Origin of the sequence: Anaerofilum hominis, assembly GCF_014287275.1 — a bacterium.
GTDB classification, from domain to species: Bacteria; Bacillota; Clostridia; order Oscillospirales; family Ruminococcaceae; genus Pygmaiobacter; species Pygmaiobacter hominis.
On sequence record NZ_JACONZ010000005.1, the window covers coordinates 299,839 to 320,019 of the forward strand.

A 20,181-nucleotide genomic window follows, 5' to 3' on the forward strand; every position below is an offset into this window, starting at 1 on the left:
CGATCTTTTAACAGCCTGCGTTTTCGGAAAAAGACACAAAAAACGGCCCCCCGGCTCTCTTTTGCCCGTCAAAAAAGGGAGGGGCCCAGCGCTGCGGCAGAGAGAAAGCGGGCGGCGGGCGCAGGGCCCCCGCTCAAAAGACGAAAGATCCTGCGCGGAAAAGGAGGCGGCAACGGGCCGCCCGCTGATGGAGACCCCCCATTTTTAAGCGGCGGGGAGGAAAAAAACAGAAAGGCGCGCCCGGCGCCCCTCTGCGCCGGTCCCGCGGCCGGTTCAGGGCGTGATGCGGCGGCACTCGAGATAGTAGCGCTTTTCCTCCGCGTGGCCCATGCTGAAAGTCTTTTTCGGCAGCACGCCGCCGAGGTAGACGCCGCGGAAGAGGTCTTCCTTTTCAAACGGCGGCAGCAGCAGCCCCAGCGCCCCGCGGCCCGCCAGCCCGCGCACGGCCGCTTCGCCGTGGATATAATCCACCCGCGCCGCGGGATGGGCGGGGAGATAGTCGGACAAAAACGCTTCCAGGCTGCCCACGCAAAGAGGCCAGGCGGGGTTTTGGACGGCATAGTGCCGGTCGCCGTCCGCCGTCACCAGCGTAAAGCGCTGGCACGCGTCCCCGGCGCTGCCGGGGCGGGTGAGCGCCGCGCCGCGGGCCGCAAAAAAGCGCTGCATCGCGTCAGTGAACGCATCCTCCGGCACCCCGAACACCACCCGGTGGATGGGCTCCACCAGGATGGCGGGGTCGTGGATGTTTTCCAGCTCTACCAGACAGTAGCGGGCGGGATGCCCCTCCGCCTGGGCGGGGGAGAGGCCGGCCTTGACCTCTTCCCACCAGGCCTTGGCGGTCGCCAGCGAATGGTTGCCGTCGCCCACCGCAATGGCGATGGGGCTGCGTCCGCCCGGGCCGGGCCGGACGGCAAAGGCCTCGGCGGCGGCGACGACGCTTTCGACCAGGACGGGGTCGGTGACCGCGCGGCCCTCGATGCGTCCCCCGCCCAGCATCAGCGGGGTGTCATAGAGCAGCGGCAGCTTCTCCCGCGCCGCGGCCAGCGGGCCGAGCAGCGTGTTTTGGGGGTCGTCCACCAGCATCAGGATGTGGGGCGTTTCCAGCGCCGCCCCCCGGCGCACGGCCAGGCGGGGCGGGATGCGGCTTTCCACCGTGTTCTCGGTGGGGCGGATCAGGGGCTGCGCGCCCTTTGTATAGCTGTATTGTTCCAGATCGACGGCGGCGACCAGGCCCTCCCGCACGCCGCTGCCGGTGGTGCGGCGCACGTAAACGAACCCCTGCACCCGCCGGGTGAGGGTGTGGGCCAGCGCGTCCCGCATGGCGCGGTGGATGTTTTCGATGCGGGCTTCGACCCCCGGCTGGTCGAGATAGACCTCCGGCAGGACCAGGTCCAGGCAGCTGGGACTGTCTCCGGCCAGGGCCTCCGCCTGCTGCCAGTATTCCGGCTGGGAGGTGAACTGATCGCAGGCGAGACAGGCCCACTTTTCCAGGTCTGTGTCCGCGCGGGGCAGCAGGATCTCTGCGGGCTCGACGATGCGGTGCTTTTTCATGATGTTCCTCTCTTTTTTACGGTTTGCGGCGGCTGCTCTTCCGCAGGGGCGGGGCCGGAAGTCCCCCTGCCCGGCGGGCGGGACGCGGCAAAAGCGGGGGCGTCCTTTTGCCGGGAAAAGGGCTTCTCTTCTAGTTTTTGCAGCGGCCTAATATCCTTAAATTATAAGGCCGAAAGCGCGGTTTTGCAAGAAAACGCGGCAAACGGCGGCGAAAGGGGCAGGCGGTATGAGGCGGGAAGCGGCGCAGGCGGAGGACGGCAGAAAAAAAGTGCTGGCGGCGGCACTGATGTTCAGCATCAGCGGGGTGTGCGTCAAGCTCATCCCCTGGTCCCCCCTGGCCATCAACGGCGCCCGCGGGGCGGTGGGCGCGCTGGTGATGGGTCTCTGGTTTGCGGGCACGGGGCACCGCTTCCGGCTCAACGGGGCGGTGCTCACCGGCGCGCTGGCGCTCTGCCTGACCAATATCCTCTATGTCTTTTCCACCAAGCTCACCACCGCGGCAAACGCCATCCTGCTGCAGTACACCTCCCCCATCTTTGTGGTGCTGCTGCTCTGGCTGGGCTTTGGCAAGCGGCCGCGCAGGCTGGATCTGACCGCCTGTTTTTTTGTGTTCTGCGGTATTTTGTTTTTCTTTTTCGACTCGCTCACCGCCGACAGCCTGCTGGGCAATTTTCTCGGGCTTGCCAGCGGGCTGACCTATGCCGGGGTCTTTCTGGTCAATCTGCTGCCCGGGGCGGACAGCATGTCCTCTTTTTTGCTGGCCCAGCTGATGGGGGCGGCCCTGGGCGCACCGTTTCTGCTGGGGGAGCGCAGTTTTCCGCCCGCCGCCCTGGCCGCGGCGGCCCTGATGGGGGTGTTCCAGATCGGGCTGGGCTTCCTGCTGCTGTCCCAGGGGCTCGCCGTCACCCCCGCGGTCACCGCCAACCTGATCTGCGCGGTCGAGCCCATCCTCAACCCCACGCTGGTGGCGCTGCTGTGCGGCGAGCGCCCGGGACGGTTTGCACTGGTGGGGGCGGTGATCGTGCTGGCGGGGGTGATCGGGTACAACGTCATGAACGGCCGGCCGGGCGCGCGCGGGCAGGGCGGCGCGGGATAGAAAAACACAGCGCTGGCTTTGCCGCACCGGCAGCGGCCTTTTGCCGCGCCCCGGCCCTGTGCTACAATAGAGGAAAAGCGCCGGGAGGTGGAGACCGTGGACTGGGAAGAGGAACGGCAAAAGAGCTTTTACGAGGTGGACCGCAGGGACAACGAGCGGCTGGAAGACAGCTTTGCCCCCGCGCTGGTCTATCGCGCTCTGGGGTTCACGCGGGAGATGCTGCGCTATTATGAAAAGCTGGGGCTGATCCGCCCGCGGCAGAGCGAGGAGAACGGCTACCGGGCGTTCTCCCTCTCGGAGGTGGAAAAACTGCTGGCCATCGACCTCTACCGCAGGCGGGGGTTTTCGGCCTCTGAGCTGCAGGGCCTGCTCAATGCCGATCCGGCCGCCGCCGGGCGGCAATACGCGGAAAAAGCCGACGACCTGCGGCGGCAGATCGCCGAGCAGGAGCGCCTGCTGGCCCTGGTGGAAAAGGACCGCGCCCTGCTCGAAGCGCTGCCACGGGAGCTGGGACAGTTCCGGGTGCGGGAGGATCTCCCGCTTTACCGGGTGGTGGACAGGCTGCCCGCCTTTACCAGCTTTGAGGAGTATGGCGAACATCTGACTGCGCGGCTGCGGCCGGGAGAAGAGGCGCTGCTCTCGCGGATGTTCCGGGTGGTGGAGGTGGACGAGCACAGAGGGTATCTCAACTCCTGCATCTGCGTGGTAGAGCGCGCCGAAAAGCGGGAACCGGACGGGGAATACCTGCACAGCGGCCGCTGCCTTTACACGGTGGTGGAGACGTCGGAGGGGGATCTCGGCATCATGGAACGGATGTTCCGCCGCACCCAAGCGTGGCGGGAGCGCCACGGGCAGGGCCTGAAAATGAAAGGGGTCGTGTATATCCAGCCGCGGCTGCTGATGCCCTCAGGGCCGCAGGGGCGGGGGTATTGCGAGACCTTTATCCCACTGGAGTGAGAGGGCGGGGGAGCAGTGCGGCAAAGAGGGCGCCGGGGCGCTGTTTTTATGGCCCGGGTCTTAAAGACGGGCCGTTTTTGCAGACCCGCTTTCCGCCGCCGCGCGCGGCAGCGGAAATGGGGGATAAAAAAGCTTGACCTGGTTGCCGCAACCACCTGTATACTGACGGGGAAGGGAGGCGGTGAAGATGAAAACGATCTGGATCACCGAGCTGGACTGCCCGCTGCCCGCAGGGGACGCGGTGCTGGACCTGAAAAGGCGAAAGATCCGTCCCTGTACCGGCTGCTGGGCGTGCTGGGTGCGCACGCCGGGCCGCTGCGCCCAGCGGGACTTGGACGATTTTTATCGGTCCTTTGTGAACGCAGAGCGGGCGGTGTTCCTGCCGCGGCCCCGCTGCGGGTTTGTCAGCGGCGATCTGAAAAACCTGTTCGACCGCATGATCCCGCTGGCGCTGCCCTATATCTCCTACCAAACGGGAGAATCCATGCATGCGCCCCGCTATGCGCGGCTGCCCGGGGTGGAGGTCCGATATGAGGACGCGTTTGAGCGGCAGGAGGACCGGCAGCTGTTCTGCGAGTATCTGGAGCGGGTGTTTTATCAGTTCGGCGCGCCGCTGCTGCGGCTGGAGCCGATAGGCAAAGGGGGGCCGCAGGGATGAAAGAGGTGATCGTGAACGGTTCGCCCAGGGGACGGGCGGGGAATACCGAGATCTTCATTCGCCGTTTTCTGAAAGGCCTGGGCCGCGAGCTGCCGGTGCGCTATGCAGCGCAGGAGGATGCGGAACAGCTGGCGCAGGAGCTGCAGACCTGCAGCCTGGTGCTGCTTTTTACGCCCCTTTATGTCCACGCGGTGCCGGGGCCGGTGCAGGAGCTGTTGGGGCGGATGCGCCCCTTTGCGCAGCCGGGCGCACGGATGGGGTTTGTGGTGCAGTCCGGCTTTGTGGAGGCGGCCCAGTCCCGCTATGCAGTGCGGCTGCTGGAGGCGCAGGGGCGCCGCCTGGGGGCGGAAAATCTCGGCTGCGCAGTGCGGGGCAACGCGGCGGGCACGGCGATGATGGGGGAAAAGGGCAATGCGGCTCTTTTTCAGCTGCTGGAGCGGCTGGGCGCGGCCTTTGCAGAGACCGGCGGCTTTGACCCGCAGACCGTAAAAGCCCTGGGCACCCCTTACCGGCTTACAAAAAGGCAGGCGATGGGGATGGAACTGCTCTACCGGCTGCGGATCGGCCGCGTGATGTGGTATTGGATGTTGCTGCAAAACCGCGCTTTCCGCCGGCGCCGCGCCCGCCCCTGGCTGGGGGACGCGCCGCCGGACAGCGGCGGGCAGGCGAAAAAGTGAGGGAGGTGGGCGCCGCGCGCCCACCTCCTTTTTCAACGTCCGTTTTTCTCCGCGGCCCGGGGCGGCGCGTGTCCGGCTGCGGCAAAAAATTCCTCCACCGGCAGCGTCGTCAGCGCATAGCGCCCGGTCACCGGGTCGCGGCGGGTATAATCGGCCACGGCAAGCGCCCGGCCGCCGCTGCAGCAGCCCGCCCCGCTGTAAAGGATGCAGAAGCCCAGCTGCCCGGCGTGGAATTTTTCTCCCGGCCGGTCCACCGGCAGCGCCCCGTGATCCGCCGCGCCGGAGCGCAGCAGCGGCGCGATGCGGCCGTGATCGGGGTCCTCGGCCCGCAGAAAGCCGGGTAGGCGGCCGCCGCGGCGGCCGGAGAGCAGGTCCAGGCAGAGCAGGTCCCGCAGGCGCTGGGGGGCCATGCCCGCAAGGCCGCCCCCAAACTGGAACAGCAGCTCCGCCACCGCGTCCTGCGCCGGGTGCTCCCCCGCGCCCCGGGCTGCGGCAAAGCCGCCGAAAGCGGCGAAAAAGGCAAAGGCGCCGCCCTGCCAGAGGCCCAGCAGCTCGGCCAGGGCGCGGGGGTACCGGCCGCTGTTGTAAAGCCAGCCCAGCGCCCGCTCGGCCGTTTTGATGCGGTGGAACGACGCGGGCTGCAGCCAGCGGGTGGCGCGCACCTCGTAGGGTGGCGCCGGGTCGTACTGTAGCCCCAGCTGTGTGGCCCGCGCCCGCAGCGCGCTGCCGCGCAGCAGCTTCAAAAAGCCCAGCTGCAGCTGATGGGGCCGCAGCGCAAAGGCGCGGTCAAAGCTGGCGGCAAAGGAAGCGGCGTCCTCATAGGGCAGCCCGGCGATCAGGTCCACGTGCAGGTGGATGTTGCCGCCCGCCCGGATCGAGAGCAGGTTGGCGCACAGGCGCGAGAGATCGGTCCTGCGCTGCACGGCTCCCAGCGTTTCGGGGTTAAAGCTCTGCAGGCCGGCTTCAAACTGGAACAAACCCGGCGGCGCGGTTTTTAAAAAGGCAAGGCAGGCGTCGCTGAACAGGTCGGCCCCCACCTCAAAGTGGAAACACACCCCGGCGGGGATGGCCCCGTCCAGCCGCTGCCGGACGAGAAACCGCCAGATCTCCATCGCGCGCTTCTCATCGGCATTAAAAGTCCGGTCCACAAATTTGATCGTTTTGCTGCCTGAGGCGGACAGCTTGAGCAGGCGGCGCTCCATCTCCGGCAGCGGGAACTGCCGCAGCCGGTCCTCCCGTCCAGAAAGGCAGAACGCGCAGGTAAAAGGGCAGCCACGGCTGGTCTCCACATAGGCGATGCGCCCGGCCAGCGCGGCGAAGTACGCGGGGGTATAGGGGTCGGGAAGCTGCACCGCGGGCGGGGGCGGCGGGCTGCTTGTGATCTGCCCCCCTCTGCGGCAGACCAGCCCAGGCACCCCGGCCCAGGAAGCGCCGGAGGCCAGCGCGTCGAGAAAGAGGGGAAAGGCAGTCTCCCCCTCGCCGGTCAGCACACAGTCGACGGCGGGGTTGGCCTCGAGAAAGGCCGCGGTGTCAAAGCTGGCCTCCGGCCCGCCTACCGCGATCACGGCGTCGGGCAGCAGCGCGCGCAGCAGGGGGAAAAGCGCCTGCAGGTAAGCGGCGTTCCAGATATAGCAGCTCAGGGCCACCAGTCCGGGTCTCCCCTCCGCCAGGCGGGCGGCAGTCTGGCGGACGGGTTGATTGATGTTGGCGTCCACGACCTGCAGTTCGCCGGGGTCGGCGCACCGCTCCCACGCGGCGGCGGCAAGGCACCAGGGGGCCAGGGCGGAGTGGATGTACTGGCTGTTCACCTGACAGAGAATGGTTTTCATGACGGCCCTCCCGGGCGCCGCGCAGCGGCCGCACGGCGTTTTTCATTGCGCAGCAGCACCCAGATCAAAGCGCCGGCGCCGGCGGCCAGGGTCGCCAGCAGCAGCCCCAGCCCGGCCAGCGCTGCGCTGCGCATCAGGTCCGCCCGCGGCGGGAGGGCCGGTGCGCCGGGCGCGGAGAGGGCGGGTGGCGCCGCCGGGCCGTCCTGCGCGGCGGGCAATTCCAGCTCCCACCCCACGCCGCGGTAAGCGCCGTCCGCATAGAGGGCTTCCAGAATGGGGCGGCGCAGGCCGTAGAAATCGTCTTTGTCCGCATCCTGGGCCAAAAAGGCGTCGTACCCCATCAGATAATCGTCGGCAAAGGCCTGCCAGGAGGGAAACGCGGCCTGCAGCTGCCGGGCTGCCTCGAAAGCCATCGCGACCGCCTGCTGCGGGGCCAGATATCCCGCGCAGCAGCCCCACTGGCACAGCTGTACCGCCCGGGCAAGATCCCAGGCCAAAAAGCTGTTCTGGTCCAGCGCGCTCCCCCATTTCAAGAGAAACCAGCCGGGAACGCCGTCCTCCTGGGCCGCAGAGCGGAATTTGCCCCGATGCCCCTCCGACAGCAGCCATTCATAGTTGCTGTAAACTTCCTCAGGGCTCCGCACGTTCCAGCTCTGCTCCAGGATGGACTGCGCGTACAGGCTGTTGGCCGTGCCGCGGGCGAGCCCCGCCCAGCCGCTGAGCTGTTCCTCACAGAGCGCCGGCGCGTCGGCGGGGGAGAGCCCGGCCCCACGGGCGATCAGGTTCTGCAGGTTGATGCCGGCCCCGATGCCCTCGAGAAAGAGCAGCTGCTGCTCCGTGGGGGGCTGCTGGCCGAGATAGGGGCGCAGCACATAGACCTCCCCGCCGCCCGGCCCGCCGTCTTTTGGGGCTTTTTCGCCCTCCGGGGTCTGCTGGTCGGCCAGTGCGAAAGCCAGATAGTCCGCGTCGTAAAGGGTCACATAGAGCAGGCCGCCTTCCAGGAAAGGCGGGGCCGAGAGTTCCATCTTCTCGCCGTTCAAAAGGAGCTCTTTTTCGCTCGCTTTGATCTCGTCGCCGCACAGCAGCCAGCAGACGGCGCGCGCGGCGGCGGGGACGCTGTAATTGGTCCGCTCTTCGCCGCCGAAAAAGCGCAGATACTGCTCCAGGGCCACATAGGGGGGCCCGTCGTCAAAGACGATCTCCCCGCTCTCCCGGGGGTTGCCGTCCACCCAGTACCGGCCCCGGTCCGGATGCCCTGCGGCCGAAGCGCCGGTGTCGGCCAGCAGCTCGTCGATCTCCGCGGCATGGGCCTCGTAAAAGTCCGTAAAGGGGCGCGCCTCCGCCTCCCACTCCCAGCCCAGCATCTCGTTGATCAGGCCGCGGCCGTTTCCGTCCACCTGGCCCGAATAGGCGCAATAGGCGAGCAGAAAGTCAAAGTCCAGTTCCACCTGCGGCACCAGCGCCAGGTTGGCCGACCCGTACTGTGTCACGCAGCCCTGATACAAAAAGCCCGCGCGGCCCATGTGGTCTTTATAGGCGCTGTTGTTCGCCGCCGCCCCGTCCAGCCGGGCCAGCTGCCAGAGGCTGCGCGCCAGCCAGAGGGCGGGACCGTCCAGATAGGTTGATACGTCGTAGCTGGCCTCGTAGCGGGCGCTGATGGCGTCCTCAGCCGAAAGGCAGAGCAGGTCCGCCCGGGCGGCCAGCGCGTCAAAGGCGGCTGCCTCCTGCGGGTGCTGCCCGCGCCAGCCGTCGCCGGATGCGAGCTGTGCCATGGAGAAAAGGCCGGACCAGAGCGCCTGAAAGTCCGCCGCAAGGGGATCGGCGCTGGCGGCAGCCTCCATCGACGAGAGCGCGTCCTCGGTCAGAGGGCCCTCCGCGGCGGCGGCAGGCAGGGCGCAGGTCAGGGCCGCAAACAGCAGCAGCGCGCAAAGCGCGCCGGAAAATAAGCGCCTGGTCATGGCGAAACCTCCTTTTTGGGCGGGTGCGGGCCCGCTGTTTTTTGCCGTGGGACGCCGCAGCGGATCGCCGCGCCTGCGCCGCACAGCCGCCGCGCTGCGAGAGCGCCGCGTCCGGCCCGCAAAGCGCCGGCAGGAAACGCGCCGGCTCCGGCCCGCAGCGCGCCTTTTTGCAGCGGGCGCTGCGGGACTGCACCGTGTTCCGCCCTTATGATAGCACAAAACGAAAAAAAGCGGTATGCCGCAGGGGCATACCACGCAGATCGTCCCGGCAGTGAGAAAAGGGGCGGAGCGCCCCGCCGCCACAGTACGGCTTGCCGCCGCGAAGCGTCCCCCGTCCGCCTTACAGGACAGCCGTCTCGCCCGGGCGCAGCACGGTCTTGCCGGGCGCGCAGAAGCGCGCCGCCATCGCCTCGTCGAACAGGGCACCGGGCTTCATGTGGATCGGCACCGTGCGCGCGGCGCCGATCAGCCGGGCCGCCTGCGAGGCCTCTTCCGGGTCCATGTTGTAGACCCCGTCGATGGGCAGCAGCGCCCAGTCCAGATGGCGGGCCGCAAGGTCCCTCATCTCCTCGGTGGTGGAGGTGTCCCCGGCGGCATAGACGGTCCGGCCGTCCACCGTGAGCAGAAAGCCCACGCAGCAGGCGGGGTCGTGGTTGGCGTTGGCGGCCCTGACCGCCTGCACCTGCACGCCGTGGCTGTCAAAGCTGTGATAGACGCCCCCGGCAAGCGCCTGCTGGAAAGTGATCACCTCGCAGCCCTGCCGCTGCGGCACCAGATCCACCCGGTTGTGGTCGTGGTGGTCGTGGGTGACCAGGATCAGGTCGGCGGGCCGGTCATAGCCGCCGCCCGCAAACGGATCGACGTAAATGGTGACGCCGTCCGCAGCCGTGATGCGAAAACTGCCGTGTCCCTGATAATAAAGTTCCGCCATGGTCGCGCTCCTCTCTGAAAAAACAAAATGTGGGCCGCACTTTTTTTCATTATAACGCCGCTGCGGAAAAAATGGCAACGGAAAAACAAAAGAAAGGCGAAAAGCGCTGAGCTACCTGCCCGCAGGGCCGGCCCGGAACAGTTCCCGGAGGCGGACCGGGCCCGGCGGCACGCTGAGAGAAGCGCCCGCAGGACCCGGCCGGGCGGGGCGGGGGAGTCCGCGGCCCGGCGCGGCGGAGCGGGAAGGGCGGCGGGGACCGGCCCACCCGGCCCCGCGCGGGTCCCGTCCGCAGAAAAGTGCTGTCCCGCGGAGGGCTTTGTCAGGCCCGGGCAGTTCTTTGCCGCGCCGCGGCGGGATATGTGCGGGTTTTCTGATCCTGCTTTTTTGTTTTTGGGTTCCTGCCAGGGCGATGCAATATTTTACTCCCAATTCCCTTTTGTGTTCCCTTACCCTCAGCGTATTGCCCCTTATACACTGAGGGTAAGGAATTGCTGCTTCCGATTTATCTGCTATGCTTCATTCGCCTTACAGCACGACCGATTGCGATTCCTGCGGCAGACATAACTGCACCACCTGCAAGCATTCCAAATCGAGGCATATTGAACTTATTGAACGCCGTCATGTTAGCCGCGTTGAAGGTTGCGTACTCTGCCAACATATACATGATACCAAAGACAATGGACGATACCCATTTTTGATTGCCCCAGTAGTTATTTCTTCCAATCATCAAAGAGAAAGTGAAAGTCGAAACCGGGAGCAATACCCATAAGAACATCAAGCTATATCCCATTGCGTCAGAACCGCTTGTGAAGAACCAAAATACAATGATTGCAAAAGCCCAGATTGCAAGGTAGACGGAAATGAATGTGATTTTTGCTTTACGGTCATTGCTCTTAACTGTGTTTGTGCTTTCTTCCAGATAGTCTAAGTAATTCAGCATAATCTTTTCCTCCTTTAGCAAGTGGTCAAGGCTGATGTGGTATAAGTCACTCATTTTCACCACGCTTATAATGTCCGGGTAGGTTTTTTCGTTTTCCCAGTTTGATATTGTCTGCCGGCTCACACCAAGGGCTTCTGCAACCTGCTCTTGTGTCAGGTTTGCATCAAGTCGTGCATTTTTAATTTTAGGACCAATATCCATTAACCGCACCACCTTTTCTATTGAAATCATACCGCCAAAGAAACCTTTGGTCTATCAGATATATTTTACATCTTCTATACTCCACAGTTAAAATCCTTTTACATCATACAATATTTCTCTGTTTTCACAAGGCAACGAGGATATCCACACTGTTATCCGCCGCTCATTGGTGGGAACACATAATCGAATTGGGGCATATTTCAAAACTGCATAAAAAATACTTATTTGTTGTGTGGAAAAGATGAAGCGCATCTTCGCGGGGCCAGCGACGGTTTTGACGCAGAGAAGATCGCCGGAAAGGTCGCGGAGGCCTTTCTCCCGCAGAAAGGCCAATAAAGCAAATAGAGACAAAAAGCACGGCAGAAAAAAAGAGACGACCCCGCACGCGGCGGGGCGTCTCTTTTTTTATTTCTGCATCTGTTTCCCTGCAGCGCCCGCCTGGGGACGCCGGTCCCCGGGGCGCGCCGGGCGCTTTTTATTCCCGGACCAGATTCTGGTCCCGTCCCGGCCCCACGCCGACCATGGTGATGCGGCAGCCGCACAGACGCTCCAGTTCGGCGATATAGCTCCTGCAGCTTGCGGGCAGCTCGTCAAAGTTCCTGCAGCCGGAGATGTCCTCGGTAAAGCCGGGGATGGTTTCGTAGACGGGCTCGCAGTCGGCCAGCACCTCCAGGCACTCGGGGTACTCGCGCAGCAGAGTGCCGTCGGGCAGGCGGTAGGCGGTGCAGACTTTCAGATCGCCCACCCCCGCCAGCGTATCCAGCTTGTTGACGGCCAGCTGGGTCAACCCGTTTACCCGCACCGCATAGCGCAGGATCACGGCGTCAAACCAGCCGGTGCGGCGCGGCCGGCCGGTGACGGTGCCGTACTCGTGGCCTTTGTCCCGGATCAGCTGGCCCACGTCGTCGAACAGCTCGGTGGGAAAGGGCCCCTCGCCCACGCGGGTGGTATAGGCCTTTGCCACGCCGATGACCTCGTCGATCATCCGCGGGCCCACGCCGGCGCCGATGGCAAAGCCGCCCGCCACCGGGTGGCTGCTGGTGACAAACGGATAGGTGCCCATGTCCAGGTCCAGCAGGGTGCCCTGCGCGCCCTCGAAAAGGATCTTTTTGCCCTCGTTATAGCTGTTGTAGACCAGCAGAGAGACGTCCTCCACATGGTCGGCCAGCCGTTTGCCGTAGGCGACGTACTCGTCGATGATCTTGTCCAGGTCCATCGGCTCGGCGCCGTACAGCCGGGTGATCAGGCGGTTTTTCTCCTCGCCTGCAAACCGCGCTTTTTTGCGGAAGACCTCTTCGTGTACCAGATCCCACATGCGGATGCCGCTGCGCTCGGCCTTGTCCATATAGCAGGGGCCGATGCCGTTGCGGGTGGTGCCGATGCGGTGCTCTGCGTCCCGCGCATCTTCAGCCAGGCCGTCGATCAGCGGGTGCCAGGGCATGATGACATGGGCGCGCGGGTCGATCTTCAGATTTTTGCAGCTCACGCCGCGCGCCTCCAGCCCATCCATTTCGGCCAGCAGGCTGCCCGGGTTGACCACCACGCCGCTGCCCACCAGGCACAGCGTGTCGGGATAAAGGATGCCCGAGGGCACGGTGCGCAGCTTGTAGACCTCGCTGCCCTGTTCGACGGTGTGGCCGGCGTTATTGCCGCCCTGCGCGCGGACGACGACCTGCGCCTCCTGTGCCAGGATATCGATGATCTTGCCTTTGCCCTCGTCGCCCCACTGGACGCCTACAACAACCTTTGACGGCATAATTCGTTTTCCCCCTATAGTTCTTGAAAGCGGCCGGACGCACCCGCCCGGCGGCCGGAATGAGCGCGGGCGCCCCGCGCCCGCACGAACACGTCCTATTATACCAGACCCCACCCTGATTGCAAACCGTCCGCGCCGTATTTTGAACAAAATTTCCCGGGAAAACCCGCCCGGGGACATAATTTTCCCACGCAGGGGAAATACTGGTTTTAAAGCGCGGCGCGGCGCGGCCCCGGCGCGCAAGTAAAACTTTACGGGGGGATCCGAAACTTTATGAAGCTCTCCAAACAGGAATACGATCAGATGAACAAGCAGGCCAGCCCAAAATCAAAGCTGCTGCCCGACTGCCTGTGGGCCTTTTTCGTGGGCGGGGCCATCTGCCTGCTGGGCGAGGTGCTGCGCACCCTGTACGGCAGATGGGGCTTTGCGCTGACCGACGCGGCGGCCCTGACCAGCGCCACGCTGGTGGCGCTGTCGGCGGTGCTGACGGCGCTGGGCTGGTACCACAAGCTGGCCACCAAGGCGGGGGCGGGCACGCTGGTGCCGATCACCGGCTTTGCCAACGCCGTCGTCTCGCCCGCCATCGAGTTCCGGGTCGAGGGCCTGGTCACCGGCGTGGGCGCAAAGATGTTCGTCATCGCCGGGCCGGTCATCGTCTGGGGCATGATGGCAAGCGTGATCTGGGGCGTGATCTATTACTTCATCCGCCCCCTTATGGGAGGTTGACGGGATGCAGATGCAGAACAAAAAAGGCGATACGCTGTTTTTTAGAACGCCCCCATCGGTGCTGGGATATGCGGCGGTGGGCGGCAAAAAGGAATCGGAGGGGCCTTTGGCCGACGGTTTTGACGTGCTGGACACCGACACCACCTTTGGGGAAAAGACCTGGGAGCAGTCGGAAAGCCGCATGCAGGCCATCTGCGCGGAGACAGCGCTGAAAAAGAGCGGCGTCACCCCCAAAGAGCTGGACTGCCTGTTTGCCGGAGACCTGGAAAACCAGTGCACGGCCAGCAACTATACGATGCGCGACCTGCCGGTGCCCTTTGTGGGCCTGTACAACGCCTGCGCCACCATGGCGGAGGGGCTGGGCCTGGCGGCGGCCTTTATCGCCGGCGGCCTTGCCCAGCGCACCATGGCCCTGGCCTCCAGCCACTTCTGTGCGGCCGAGCGGCAGTACCGTTTCCCGCTGGAGTACGGCGGCAAACGCACTCCCACCAGCCAGTGGACGGCGACCGCCTCCGGCGGGGTGGTGCTGGGCAGCGTGGGCGGGCCCCCCTATGTCAAGGCGGTCACCTTTGGCCGGGTGATCGATTACGGCATCAAGGACATCAACAACATGGGGGCCGCCATGGCCCCGGCCGCGGCCCACACCCTGCTCACCTTTTTAAAGGACAGCGGCCGCCAGCCGGAGGAGTTCGACCGCATCTTCACCGGCGACCTGGGCGCTGTGGGCAGCACCCTGCTGGAGGAGATCTGTGAAAAAGAGGGCGTCAAGCTCACCAACCACTCCGACTGCGGCCTGCTGCTCTACGACAGGGAACAGCAGCAGGTGGACGCGGGCGGCTCCGGGGTGGGCTGCAGCGCCTCGGTGCTCTGCAGCCATATCCTGCCCCAGCTCAAAAGCGGCAAGCTGCGCGAGGTGCTGTTTATCGCTACCGGCGCGCTGATGAGCCCCACCACCTTCATGCAGAAAGAGAGCATTCCCGGCATCGCCCATCTGGTGCTGCTGGGAAGCGGAAAATAAAACGACCGTGTTCACCGCGGGGGGATGCCGGATGGAGAGGGACGCTTTTCCGCCGGACGGAAAACATCCCCTGCCGGCCCGGCGGCCGGCAGAGGATGCTCCGGTAAGGGAAAACACCGCCCCGGCGCCGCCCGCAGGCTGTGAACGCAGGTTTTAAAGGAAAGGCGGAACCTGAATCATGCATTTTCTCTGGGCATTTCTGGTCGGCGGCGCGCTGTGCGTTATCGGCCAGCTGTTGATCGATCTCACCGCGATGACCCCGGCGCGCATTTTGGTGCTGTACGTGGTGGCGGGCGTCGTGCTGTCGGCCCTGGGCTGGTATATGCCGCTGGCCGAGTTTGCGGGCGCGGGCGCCACCGTGCCGCTGCTGGGCTTTGGGCATCTGCTGGCGCAGGGCGTGGTGGACGCCGTGGAACGCCACGGCCTGCTGGGCGCGCTCACCGGCGGTTTTTCAGCCGCAGCCGGGGGCATTGCGGCCAGCCTGGTCTGCGGCGTCATCGCCTCGCTGCTGTCCAAAAGCAAGGACCAGAGCTGAGGGCCGGCGCGGCGGGCGGCCGGATCGGCCCGCCGGGCAGAGGGGGATGGAGATGCGCCCGCCGCGCGGGCCGGCCCCGGCAGAGGATAAAAAAAGAAAGGCCGCCGCGGTCGCGGCAGCCTTTCTGCTGGGTTTGCTTACGCTTTCTTTGCGCGCATGACACGGGAAACGCGGCGGGCGGCAGTGTTCTTGTGCAGAACGCCCTTGCCCGCGGCCTTGTCGATGGCGGCAACGGCGGCGACGACAGCCTTGTCAGCGTCGGCGGCGCCAGAGGAGACGGCGGCCTCTGCCTTCTTGACAACTGTTTTCAGGTTGGTCTTGATGGCCTTGTTGTGGGAGGCCTCTTTGGCGGCCTGACGCACACGGTCTTTCTGGGATTTAATGTTTGGCATAATACCACCTCCTTTATTAACCATAACAGTGCTCTTTATATTATCATACTTTTCAGGTGCAATACAAGGGCTTTTTAAAAAAAATCAAAATAAAATGCGGAAAAGGGCCGCAGGGGCGCCGTTTTTTGCCCTTTTCCGGCCGGGGGCGGCGCTGCGGGCGGCTTTTCTGCGAGAGGAAGATGTGAATATGGCGATCTATACCGACATTGCGGCCGAGGTCTGGGCGGGGCGCAAAGGCACCGTGCCCCCCGGCGTGCGGTTTGAGACCAAATATGTGGCCGACGTGACCATCACCCGCGTCCACGTCACGCAGGACGGGCTGGCCCGCCGCAGAGGACGTTATTCCACCATCGACATGCCCAGCTTTGCCTATATCGACGACCGCAACGAGCACTACATCGGCGCCCTGGCCCATGAGATCAAAAATTACCTGCCGCCCACGGGGGATATCCTGGTGGTCGGTCTGGGCAACGATCACATCACCGCGGACGCGCTGGGGCCGGCGGTGTGCGGGCGCATCCTGGTCACGCGGCATATCCCCATCGAGCGGGACGAGCGGGACATCCTGCACCTGCGCGGCGTCTCCGCTTTCTGCCCGGGCATTGAGGGCAAGACCGGGCTCTCGGCCGGCGAAACGGTGAAGAGCGTGGTGAGCGCCGTCCGCCCGGCGGCGGTGCTCTGCATCGACAGCCTGTTCACCTCCTCGCCGGAACATCTGGGCTGCACCGTGCAGATCACCGACACAGGCCTGTGCCCGGGCGGGGAAGAGCGCAAACGCATCGATACGGCGCTGCTGGGCGTGCCCACCGTCTGCATGGGGGTGCCCACGGTAATGGACGCGGGCGACCTCTGCCACAGCCGCCACCGGCTGGTGGTCACCCCCAAGGAGATCGACTACATCATCTCCCGGGCGGCAGGCGTGCTGAGCCTTGCGATCAATAAGGCGCTGCAGCAGGACCTCAGCGTGGGAGAGCTGAATTTTTTGACCTCGTAAAGCGGCGGGCGCCCGGAACGCCGGCCTTTTGAAAGGCGGCGGGGAGATCCGCTTTCTCCCCGTCCGGATGCCCCGGGTATTGCGGGTTCTGCCCGGGCAGAGCGGCGTTTTTTAAATAGAGCGGCGCGGACGCGGCCTTGGAAAGCCGGCGTCCGCGCCGTTGTTTTGTTCTGTCCGCCCTGAAAAAATCGGCGGCTTTTTCGCGCTGTGCCCGGCGGCGCGGGGAAAAAACCGCCCCGCCTCGCGATGGGGCAGCTTTGCGCAGGGCGGAATCCGCCGGCCCGGGTGCCGGGCCTCGTCCCCTCGCACCCTCGCGGCCCCGCGCGTGCCGGACGGAGAGAGACCTGTCGGCCCGGCTGCGCCTGCGCAAGCGGCGCACGGCCGGCGGAAAAAAGATGGGGCTGCCGAACAGAGCCGCCCGCGCCCGCGCGCAAGGGGCGCCCGCGGGCAAAAAGCGGCCTGCCTTGACGGCCGCCCGCCCTTTACAGTTTCAGCCCTGCGATCACCTCGCCGAGCTGGGCGGCCGAAGCGTGCAGCGCGGCGGCCTCCTCATCGCTGAGGGGGATCTCCAGCACTTTCTGGGCCCCGTTTTTGCCCACGATGGTGGGTACGCTCAGGCAGAGGTCCCGCAGGCCGTATTCGCCTGCCAGCAGCACCGAGATGGGCATCACCGCGTGCTCGTCCCGCAGGATGCTCTCGGCGATGCGGGCCACCGCCATGGCAATGCCGTAGTAGGTCGCGCCCTTGCGCTGGATGATCTCATAGGCGCTGTCCCGCACGTCCTCGTAAATTTTCTGCATCGAGGCCTGGTGATCAAAATAGCCCCTCAGTTCACAGAAATGGGTGAGCGGGATGCCGGAAATGTTGGCCCCGCTCCAGACCGCCAGCTCGCTGTCCCCGTGCTCGCCGATGACAAAGGCGTGCACGCTGCGGCTGTCCACCTGCAGATGCTCGCCCAGCAGATATTTCAGGCGGGCGGTGTCCAGCACGGTGCCCGAGCCGATCACCCGGTGGGCAGGGAAGCCGGACAGCTTCCAGGCGGCGTAAGTGAGGATGTCCACGGGGTTGGAGACGATCATCAGGATGCCCTCGCAGCCGCGGCGGCTGAGCTCGGGCACGATGCTGCGCAGGATAGAGACGTTTTTGCCGATCAGGTCCAGCCGCGTCTCGCCCGGTTTCTGGTTGGCGCCGGCAGTGACGACGATCAGGGCGCAGTCGGCCACGTCGTCGTAGTCCCCGGCGTAGATGCTGATGGCCGCGGTGTAGGGCAGGCCGTGGCTCAGGTCCATGGCTTCCCCCTCCGCCTTGTCGCGGTCTACGTCCAGCAGCACGATCTCGGAGAACAGCCCCCGCTGCATGAGGCTGAACGCGATGGAAGCGCCGACGAAGCCGCAGCCGATGACGGCGGCTTTTCTGGTATTGATCATTTGACAGACCTCCTGAAAATGGTCCCTGCCCCTGCGCGGCCCCGGCAGGGGAGGGGGAGTTGAGCGGGCGGGGCGGCCCGCGACAGCCTTAGTCTGTCCGCAAATAAGGGCAGTATGTGAAACGGGGGCAACGGCCGGCGGCAGCGGCCGTTCTCCCACCCTGATTTTACCATGTATGCCCACGGATGGAAAGAAACAGAAAACGCAAAGCGGCAGTTTTTTACTCTGGCGCTCCCCGCACTGCCGAAAAGCCGGCGGGCGTCCCATTTCCTGCTGGTCGGAACGCCGCCTGCGGCCGGCAGTGCGGCCGAAAGCCCGCCGCGGACTGGTTTTTTGTTGAAAAGCAGAGCAAAACAACAAAAAATCCCCGCAAAAAGTGACAACGCGGGCAGGATTGTGTATAATCTTCTTGTGTCGTGAAACCGCGCAGGCCCACCCCGGGCGCCCTGCGCACAGATCAGATTTTCGGAGGTGTCCGTATGGTTACGCAAGACATTCGCTATATCGGCGTGGACGACAAAACGCTGGACCTGTTTGAGGGGCAGTATGCCATCCCCAACGGGGTCGCCTACAATTCTTATCTCATCCTGGACGAAAAGGTCGCGGTGATGGACACCGTGGACAAGCGCAGGACGGCGGAATATCTGGACAACCTGGAGCGTGAGCTGGCGGGCCGCAGCCCGGACTATCTGGTGATCACCCATGTGGAGCCGGACCACGCCTCCAGCATCCGGGCGCTGGTGGACAAGTACCCCGGCATCCGGCTGGTGGGCAACGCCAAGACCTTTCAGATGCTGCCCCAGTATTTTGACCTGGACCTGAGCGGGGCGGTCACCGTCAAGGAGGGGGACCTGCTGTCCCTGGGACGCCACGAGCTCAGCTTCCTCATGGCCCCCATGGTCCACTGGCCCGAGGTGATGGTCGCCTATGACAGCTGCGACAAGGTGCTGTTCAGCGCCGACGCGTTCGGCAAATTCGGTGCGCTGGACGCGGAGGAGGACTGGGCCTGCGAGGCCAGACGCTACTATTTCAACATCGTGGGCAAATACGGCCCGCAGGTGCAGGCGCTGCTGAAAAAAGCGGCCGCGCTGGATATCCGGGTCATCTGCCCGCTGCACGGCCCGGTGCTGAAAGAGGACCTGGGCTATTACCTGGGGAAATATGATGTCTGGAGCAGCTACGGCGTGGAACAGGAGGGCGTTTTTATTGCCTATGCCTCCCTCCACGGCAACACCGCCGGCGCCGCCGCCCGGCTGGCAGAACTGCTGCGGGACAAGGGCTGCCCCAGCGTGGCGGTGGCTGATCTGGCCCGTGACGACATGTCGGAGGCCTTGGAGGATGCGTTCAAGTACGGCAAGGTCGTGCTGGCGGCCTCTTCGTACAATGCAGGGGTCATGCCTTTCATGGAGGATTTTCTCCATCATCTGAAAGCAAAAAATTATCAAAAGCGCACGGTCGCCCTGATCGAAAACGGTTCGTGGGCGCCTTCCGCGGCAAGGACGATGCGGGAGATCCTCTCCCAGATGAAAGAGATCGAGATCGTCGAACCTGTTGTCACGATCCGCGGCGCGGTAAAGCAGGGCGATCTTGAGGCGCTGGAGACCCTGGCCGCCGCGCTGCTGGGCTGAAAGGACGGCGTCGGCGCGCGGGTCAGCCGGCGGTTTTACGGCCCTCCCGCGCAGCCCCGGCGGGTGAGAGAAGCCCGCATCTGCTCCCGCCCGGGCGTTCCCCGGTGTTTTCGCGCGGCGTGGGGCTGCTTCTTTGCACTTTGCAGGCGGGGACAGCGGCGGCTTTGCCGCTCGTTTCAGCGCCGCAAAAGCGCGCGTCTCCGCTTTTTCCCGATTTCAAAAAACGAAAGGCTCCGCCGGCGGCGGGGCCTTTTATTTTTGTTTCGATGCGGTCTTGCGTCTCTGCCGAAAGCAATCGTGCAGCTCTGCGGCAGATGGTAACATGTTCTGCAAAGGGAGGATCACCGGATGGGATTTACTTGTGAAACAGAATACAGCGCAAAAACAAATGGCCTTTATGGCAAGAGCATTGAGAAAAACGAGCCGAAAGTGGCGAATCGTTCCACAGGCCAACCCCGCAAACCCGCATGAAATGGGCGTTTTCTCAAAACCTACGAATAAAGCAGCATAACCTGTAACAGCATGGTTTTGTAAAGCGGGGCATCATGAAATACAAAATCAGCAAGCCCTTGTCCGGCCTGCTGATGTACATAGTATACCTTCCCAACGTGAGATGGGCGCCGTCACATATCTGGGCTATTTCCATGCGTGACTGGCGCACCAAATCAGCCCGATAAATTAAAATTTGAAAACCACAATTTTATAAGTGGTTATTAACCCTCACAGGGTTTTAATAAAATCCTCCAAAAGCCTTGAAAATAAAGAGTTTATCGCAAAATGCTCACCTTAACTTATTATACGATTTCACTTATGCTTATTCTTCCCTTGGAAGCTGATAAGGGCAAACACAAGGGAAAGAAAATCTGATAACAAGATATAACAGAATGTGGCAATCGGAGAACTGTGA

18 protein-coding genes are annotated in these 20,181 nt (G+C 64.2%); 10 read left to right on the forward strand and 8 right to left on the reverse strand.

Going from position 1 to position 20,181, the window contains the following annotated elements; translation table 11 throughout:
- Positions 1–273 precede the first annotated feature (273 nt).
- Positions 274–1,551: a DUF1015 domain-containing protein gene (locus tag H8S23_RS13455; RefSeq protein WP_186888873.1), complete on the reverse strand. Its 1,278-nt coding sequence runs from the start codon at positions 1,549–1,551 to the stop codon at positions 274–276.
- A gap of 226 nt (positions 1,552–1,777) precedes the next feature.
- On the opposite strand from H8S23_RS13455, the gene H8S23_RS13460 reads away from it, so the two are divergent.
- The 4 genes from H8S23_RS13460 to H8S23_RS13475 all read left to right on the forward strand — a co-directional run bounded on the left by H8S23_RS13460 (position 1,778) and on the right by H8S23_RS13475 (position 4,939).
- Complete coding sequence (locus tag H8S23_RS13460) at positions 1,778–2,647, forward strand: DMT family transporter (RefSeq protein WP_186888874.1); 870 nt, start codon at positions 1,778–1,780, stop codon at positions 2,645–2,647.
- 96 nt (positions 2,648–2,743) lie between these two features.
- Positions 2,744–3,604: a MerR family transcriptional regulator gene (locus tag H8S23_RS13465; protein WP_186888875.1), complete on the forward strand. Its 861-nt coding sequence runs from the start codon at positions 2,744–2,746 to the stop codon at positions 3,602–3,604.
- Positions 3,605–3,791: 187 nt separating this feature from the next.
- Positions 3,792–4,262 carry a flavodoxin family protein gene (locus H8S23_RS13470; protein WP_186888876.1) on the forward strand — a complete coding sequence of 157 codons (471 nt, stop codon included), beginning with the start codon at positions 3,792–3,794 and terminating at the stop codon, positions 4,260–4,262.
- Positions 4,259–4,939, forward strand: a complete 681-nt coding sequence (locus H8S23_RS13475; RefSeq protein ID WP_186888877.1) for a flavodoxin family protein — start codon at positions 4,259–4,261, stop codon at positions 4,937–4,939. Before H8S23_RS13470 ends, H8S23_RS13475 begins: the two co-directional genes overlap by 4 nt.
- 32 nt (positions 4,940–4,971) lie before the next feature.
- Here H8S23_RS13475 and H8S23_RS13480 read toward each other — a convergent pair whose 3' ends face one another.
- The 5 genes from H8S23_RS13480 to H8S23_RS13500 all read right to left on the reverse strand — a co-directional run bounded on the left by H8S23_RS13480 (position 4,972) and on the right by H8S23_RS13500 (position 12,554).
- Entirely contained in the window at positions 4,972–6,768 is a 1,797-nt protein-coding gene (locus H8S23_RS13480; protein ID WP_186888878.1) for a B12-binding domain-containing radical SAM protein, read from the reverse strand.
- Positions 6,765–8,726 carry a DUF1266 domain-containing protein gene (locus tag H8S23_RS13485; RefSeq protein ID WP_186888879.1) on the reverse strand — a complete coding sequence of 654 codons (1,962 nt, stop codon included), beginning with the start codon at positions 8,724–8,726 and terminating at the stop codon, positions 6,765–6,767. The genes H8S23_RS13480 and H8S23_RS13485 overlap by 4 nt, the downstream gene beginning before the upstream one ends.
- Positions 8,727–9,066: 340 nt before the next feature.
- Entirely contained in the window at positions 9,067–9,657 is a 591-nt protein-coding gene (locus tag H8S23_RS13490) for an MBL fold metallo-hydrolase (protein WP_186888880.1), read from the reverse strand.
- Between the two features lie 502 nt (positions 9,658–10,159).
- Positions 10,160–10,828 carry a helix-turn-helix domain-containing protein gene (locus H8S23_RS13495; protein ID WP_243166021.1) on the reverse strand — a complete coding sequence of 223 codons (669 nt, stop codon included), beginning with the start codon at positions 10,826–10,828 and terminating at the stop codon, positions 10,160–10,162.
- 445 nt (positions 10,829–11,273) lie between these two features.
- Entirely contained in the window at positions 11,274–12,554 is a 1,281-nt protein-coding gene (locus H8S23_RS13500; protein WP_186888881.1) for an adenylosuccinate synthase, read from the reverse strand.
- A gap of 273 nt (positions 12,555–12,827) precedes the next feature.
- Between H8S23_RS13500 and spoVAC the strand changes: the two genes are divergently transcribed.
- The 3 genes from spoVAC to spoVAE all read left to right on the forward strand — a co-directional run bounded on the left by spoVAC (position 12,828) and on the right by spoVAE (position 14,833).
- On the forward strand, positions 12,828–13,280 hold the full coding sequence (gene spoVAC, locus H8S23_RS13505; protein ID WP_186888882.1) for a stage V sporulation protein AC: 453 nt from the start codon (positions 12,828–12,830) through the stop codon (positions 13,278–13,280).
- A 10-nt stretch (positions 13,281–13,290) separates the two neighbouring features.
- Entirely contained in the window at positions 13,291–14,298 is a 1,008-nt protein-coding gene (locus H8S23_RS13510) for a stage V sporulation protein AD (RefSeq protein WP_186888910.1), read from the forward strand.
- A 178-nt stretch (positions 14,299–14,476) separates the two neighbouring features.
- The gene (spoVAE, locus tag H8S23_RS13515) at positions 14,477–14,833 is read left to right on the forward strand and encodes a stage V sporulation protein AE (RefSeq protein ID WP_186888883.1); all 357 of its coding nucleotides are present in this window, start codon (positions 14,477–14,479) and stop codon (positions 14,831–14,833) included.
- Positions 14,834–14,970: 137 nt separating this feature from the next.
- Here the strand turns inward: spoVAE and rpsT are convergent, their stop codons facing one another.
- Positions 14,971–15,225, reverse strand: a complete 255-nt coding sequence (gene rpsT, locus H8S23_RS13520) for a 30S ribosomal protein S20 (protein WP_186888884.1) — start codon at positions 15,223–15,225, stop codon at positions 14,971–14,973.
- 187 nt (positions 15,226–15,412) lie between these two features.
- Here rpsT and gpr point away from each other — a divergent pair, with 187 nt between their 5' ends.
- Positions 15,413–16,219 (forward strand): GPR endopeptidase, encoded by an 807-nt coding sequence (gene gpr, locus H8S23_RS13525; RefSeq protein ID WP_186888885.1) that lies wholly within the window; start codon positions 15,413–15,415, stop codon positions 16,217–16,219.
- A 482-nt stretch (positions 16,220–16,701) separates the two neighbouring features.
- Here gpr and H8S23_RS13530 read toward each other — a convergent pair whose 3' ends face one another.
- The gene (locus H8S23_RS13530) at positions 16,702–17,646 is read right to left on the reverse strand and encodes an L-lactate dehydrogenase (protein WP_186888886.1); all 945 of its coding nucleotides are present in this window, start codon (positions 17,644–17,646) and stop codon (positions 16,702–16,704) included.
- A 479-nt stretch (positions 17,647–18,125) separates the two neighbouring features.
- On the opposite strand from H8S23_RS13530, the gene H8S23_RS13535 reads away from it, so the two are divergent.
- The gene (locus H8S23_RS13535; protein ID WP_186888887.1) at positions 18,126–19,274 is read left to right on the forward strand and encodes an FprA family A-type flavoprotein; all 1,149 of its coding nucleotides are present in this window, start codon (positions 18,126–18,128) and stop codon (positions 19,272–19,274) included.
- Positions 19,275–19,407: 133 nt separating this feature from the next.
- Positions 19,408–19,785, forward strand: a complete 378-nt coding sequence (locus tag H8S23_RS13540; protein ID WP_186888888.1) for a hypothetical protein — start codon at positions 19,408–19,410, stop codon at positions 19,783–19,785.
- Positions 19,786–20,181: the final 396 nt, after the last annotated feature.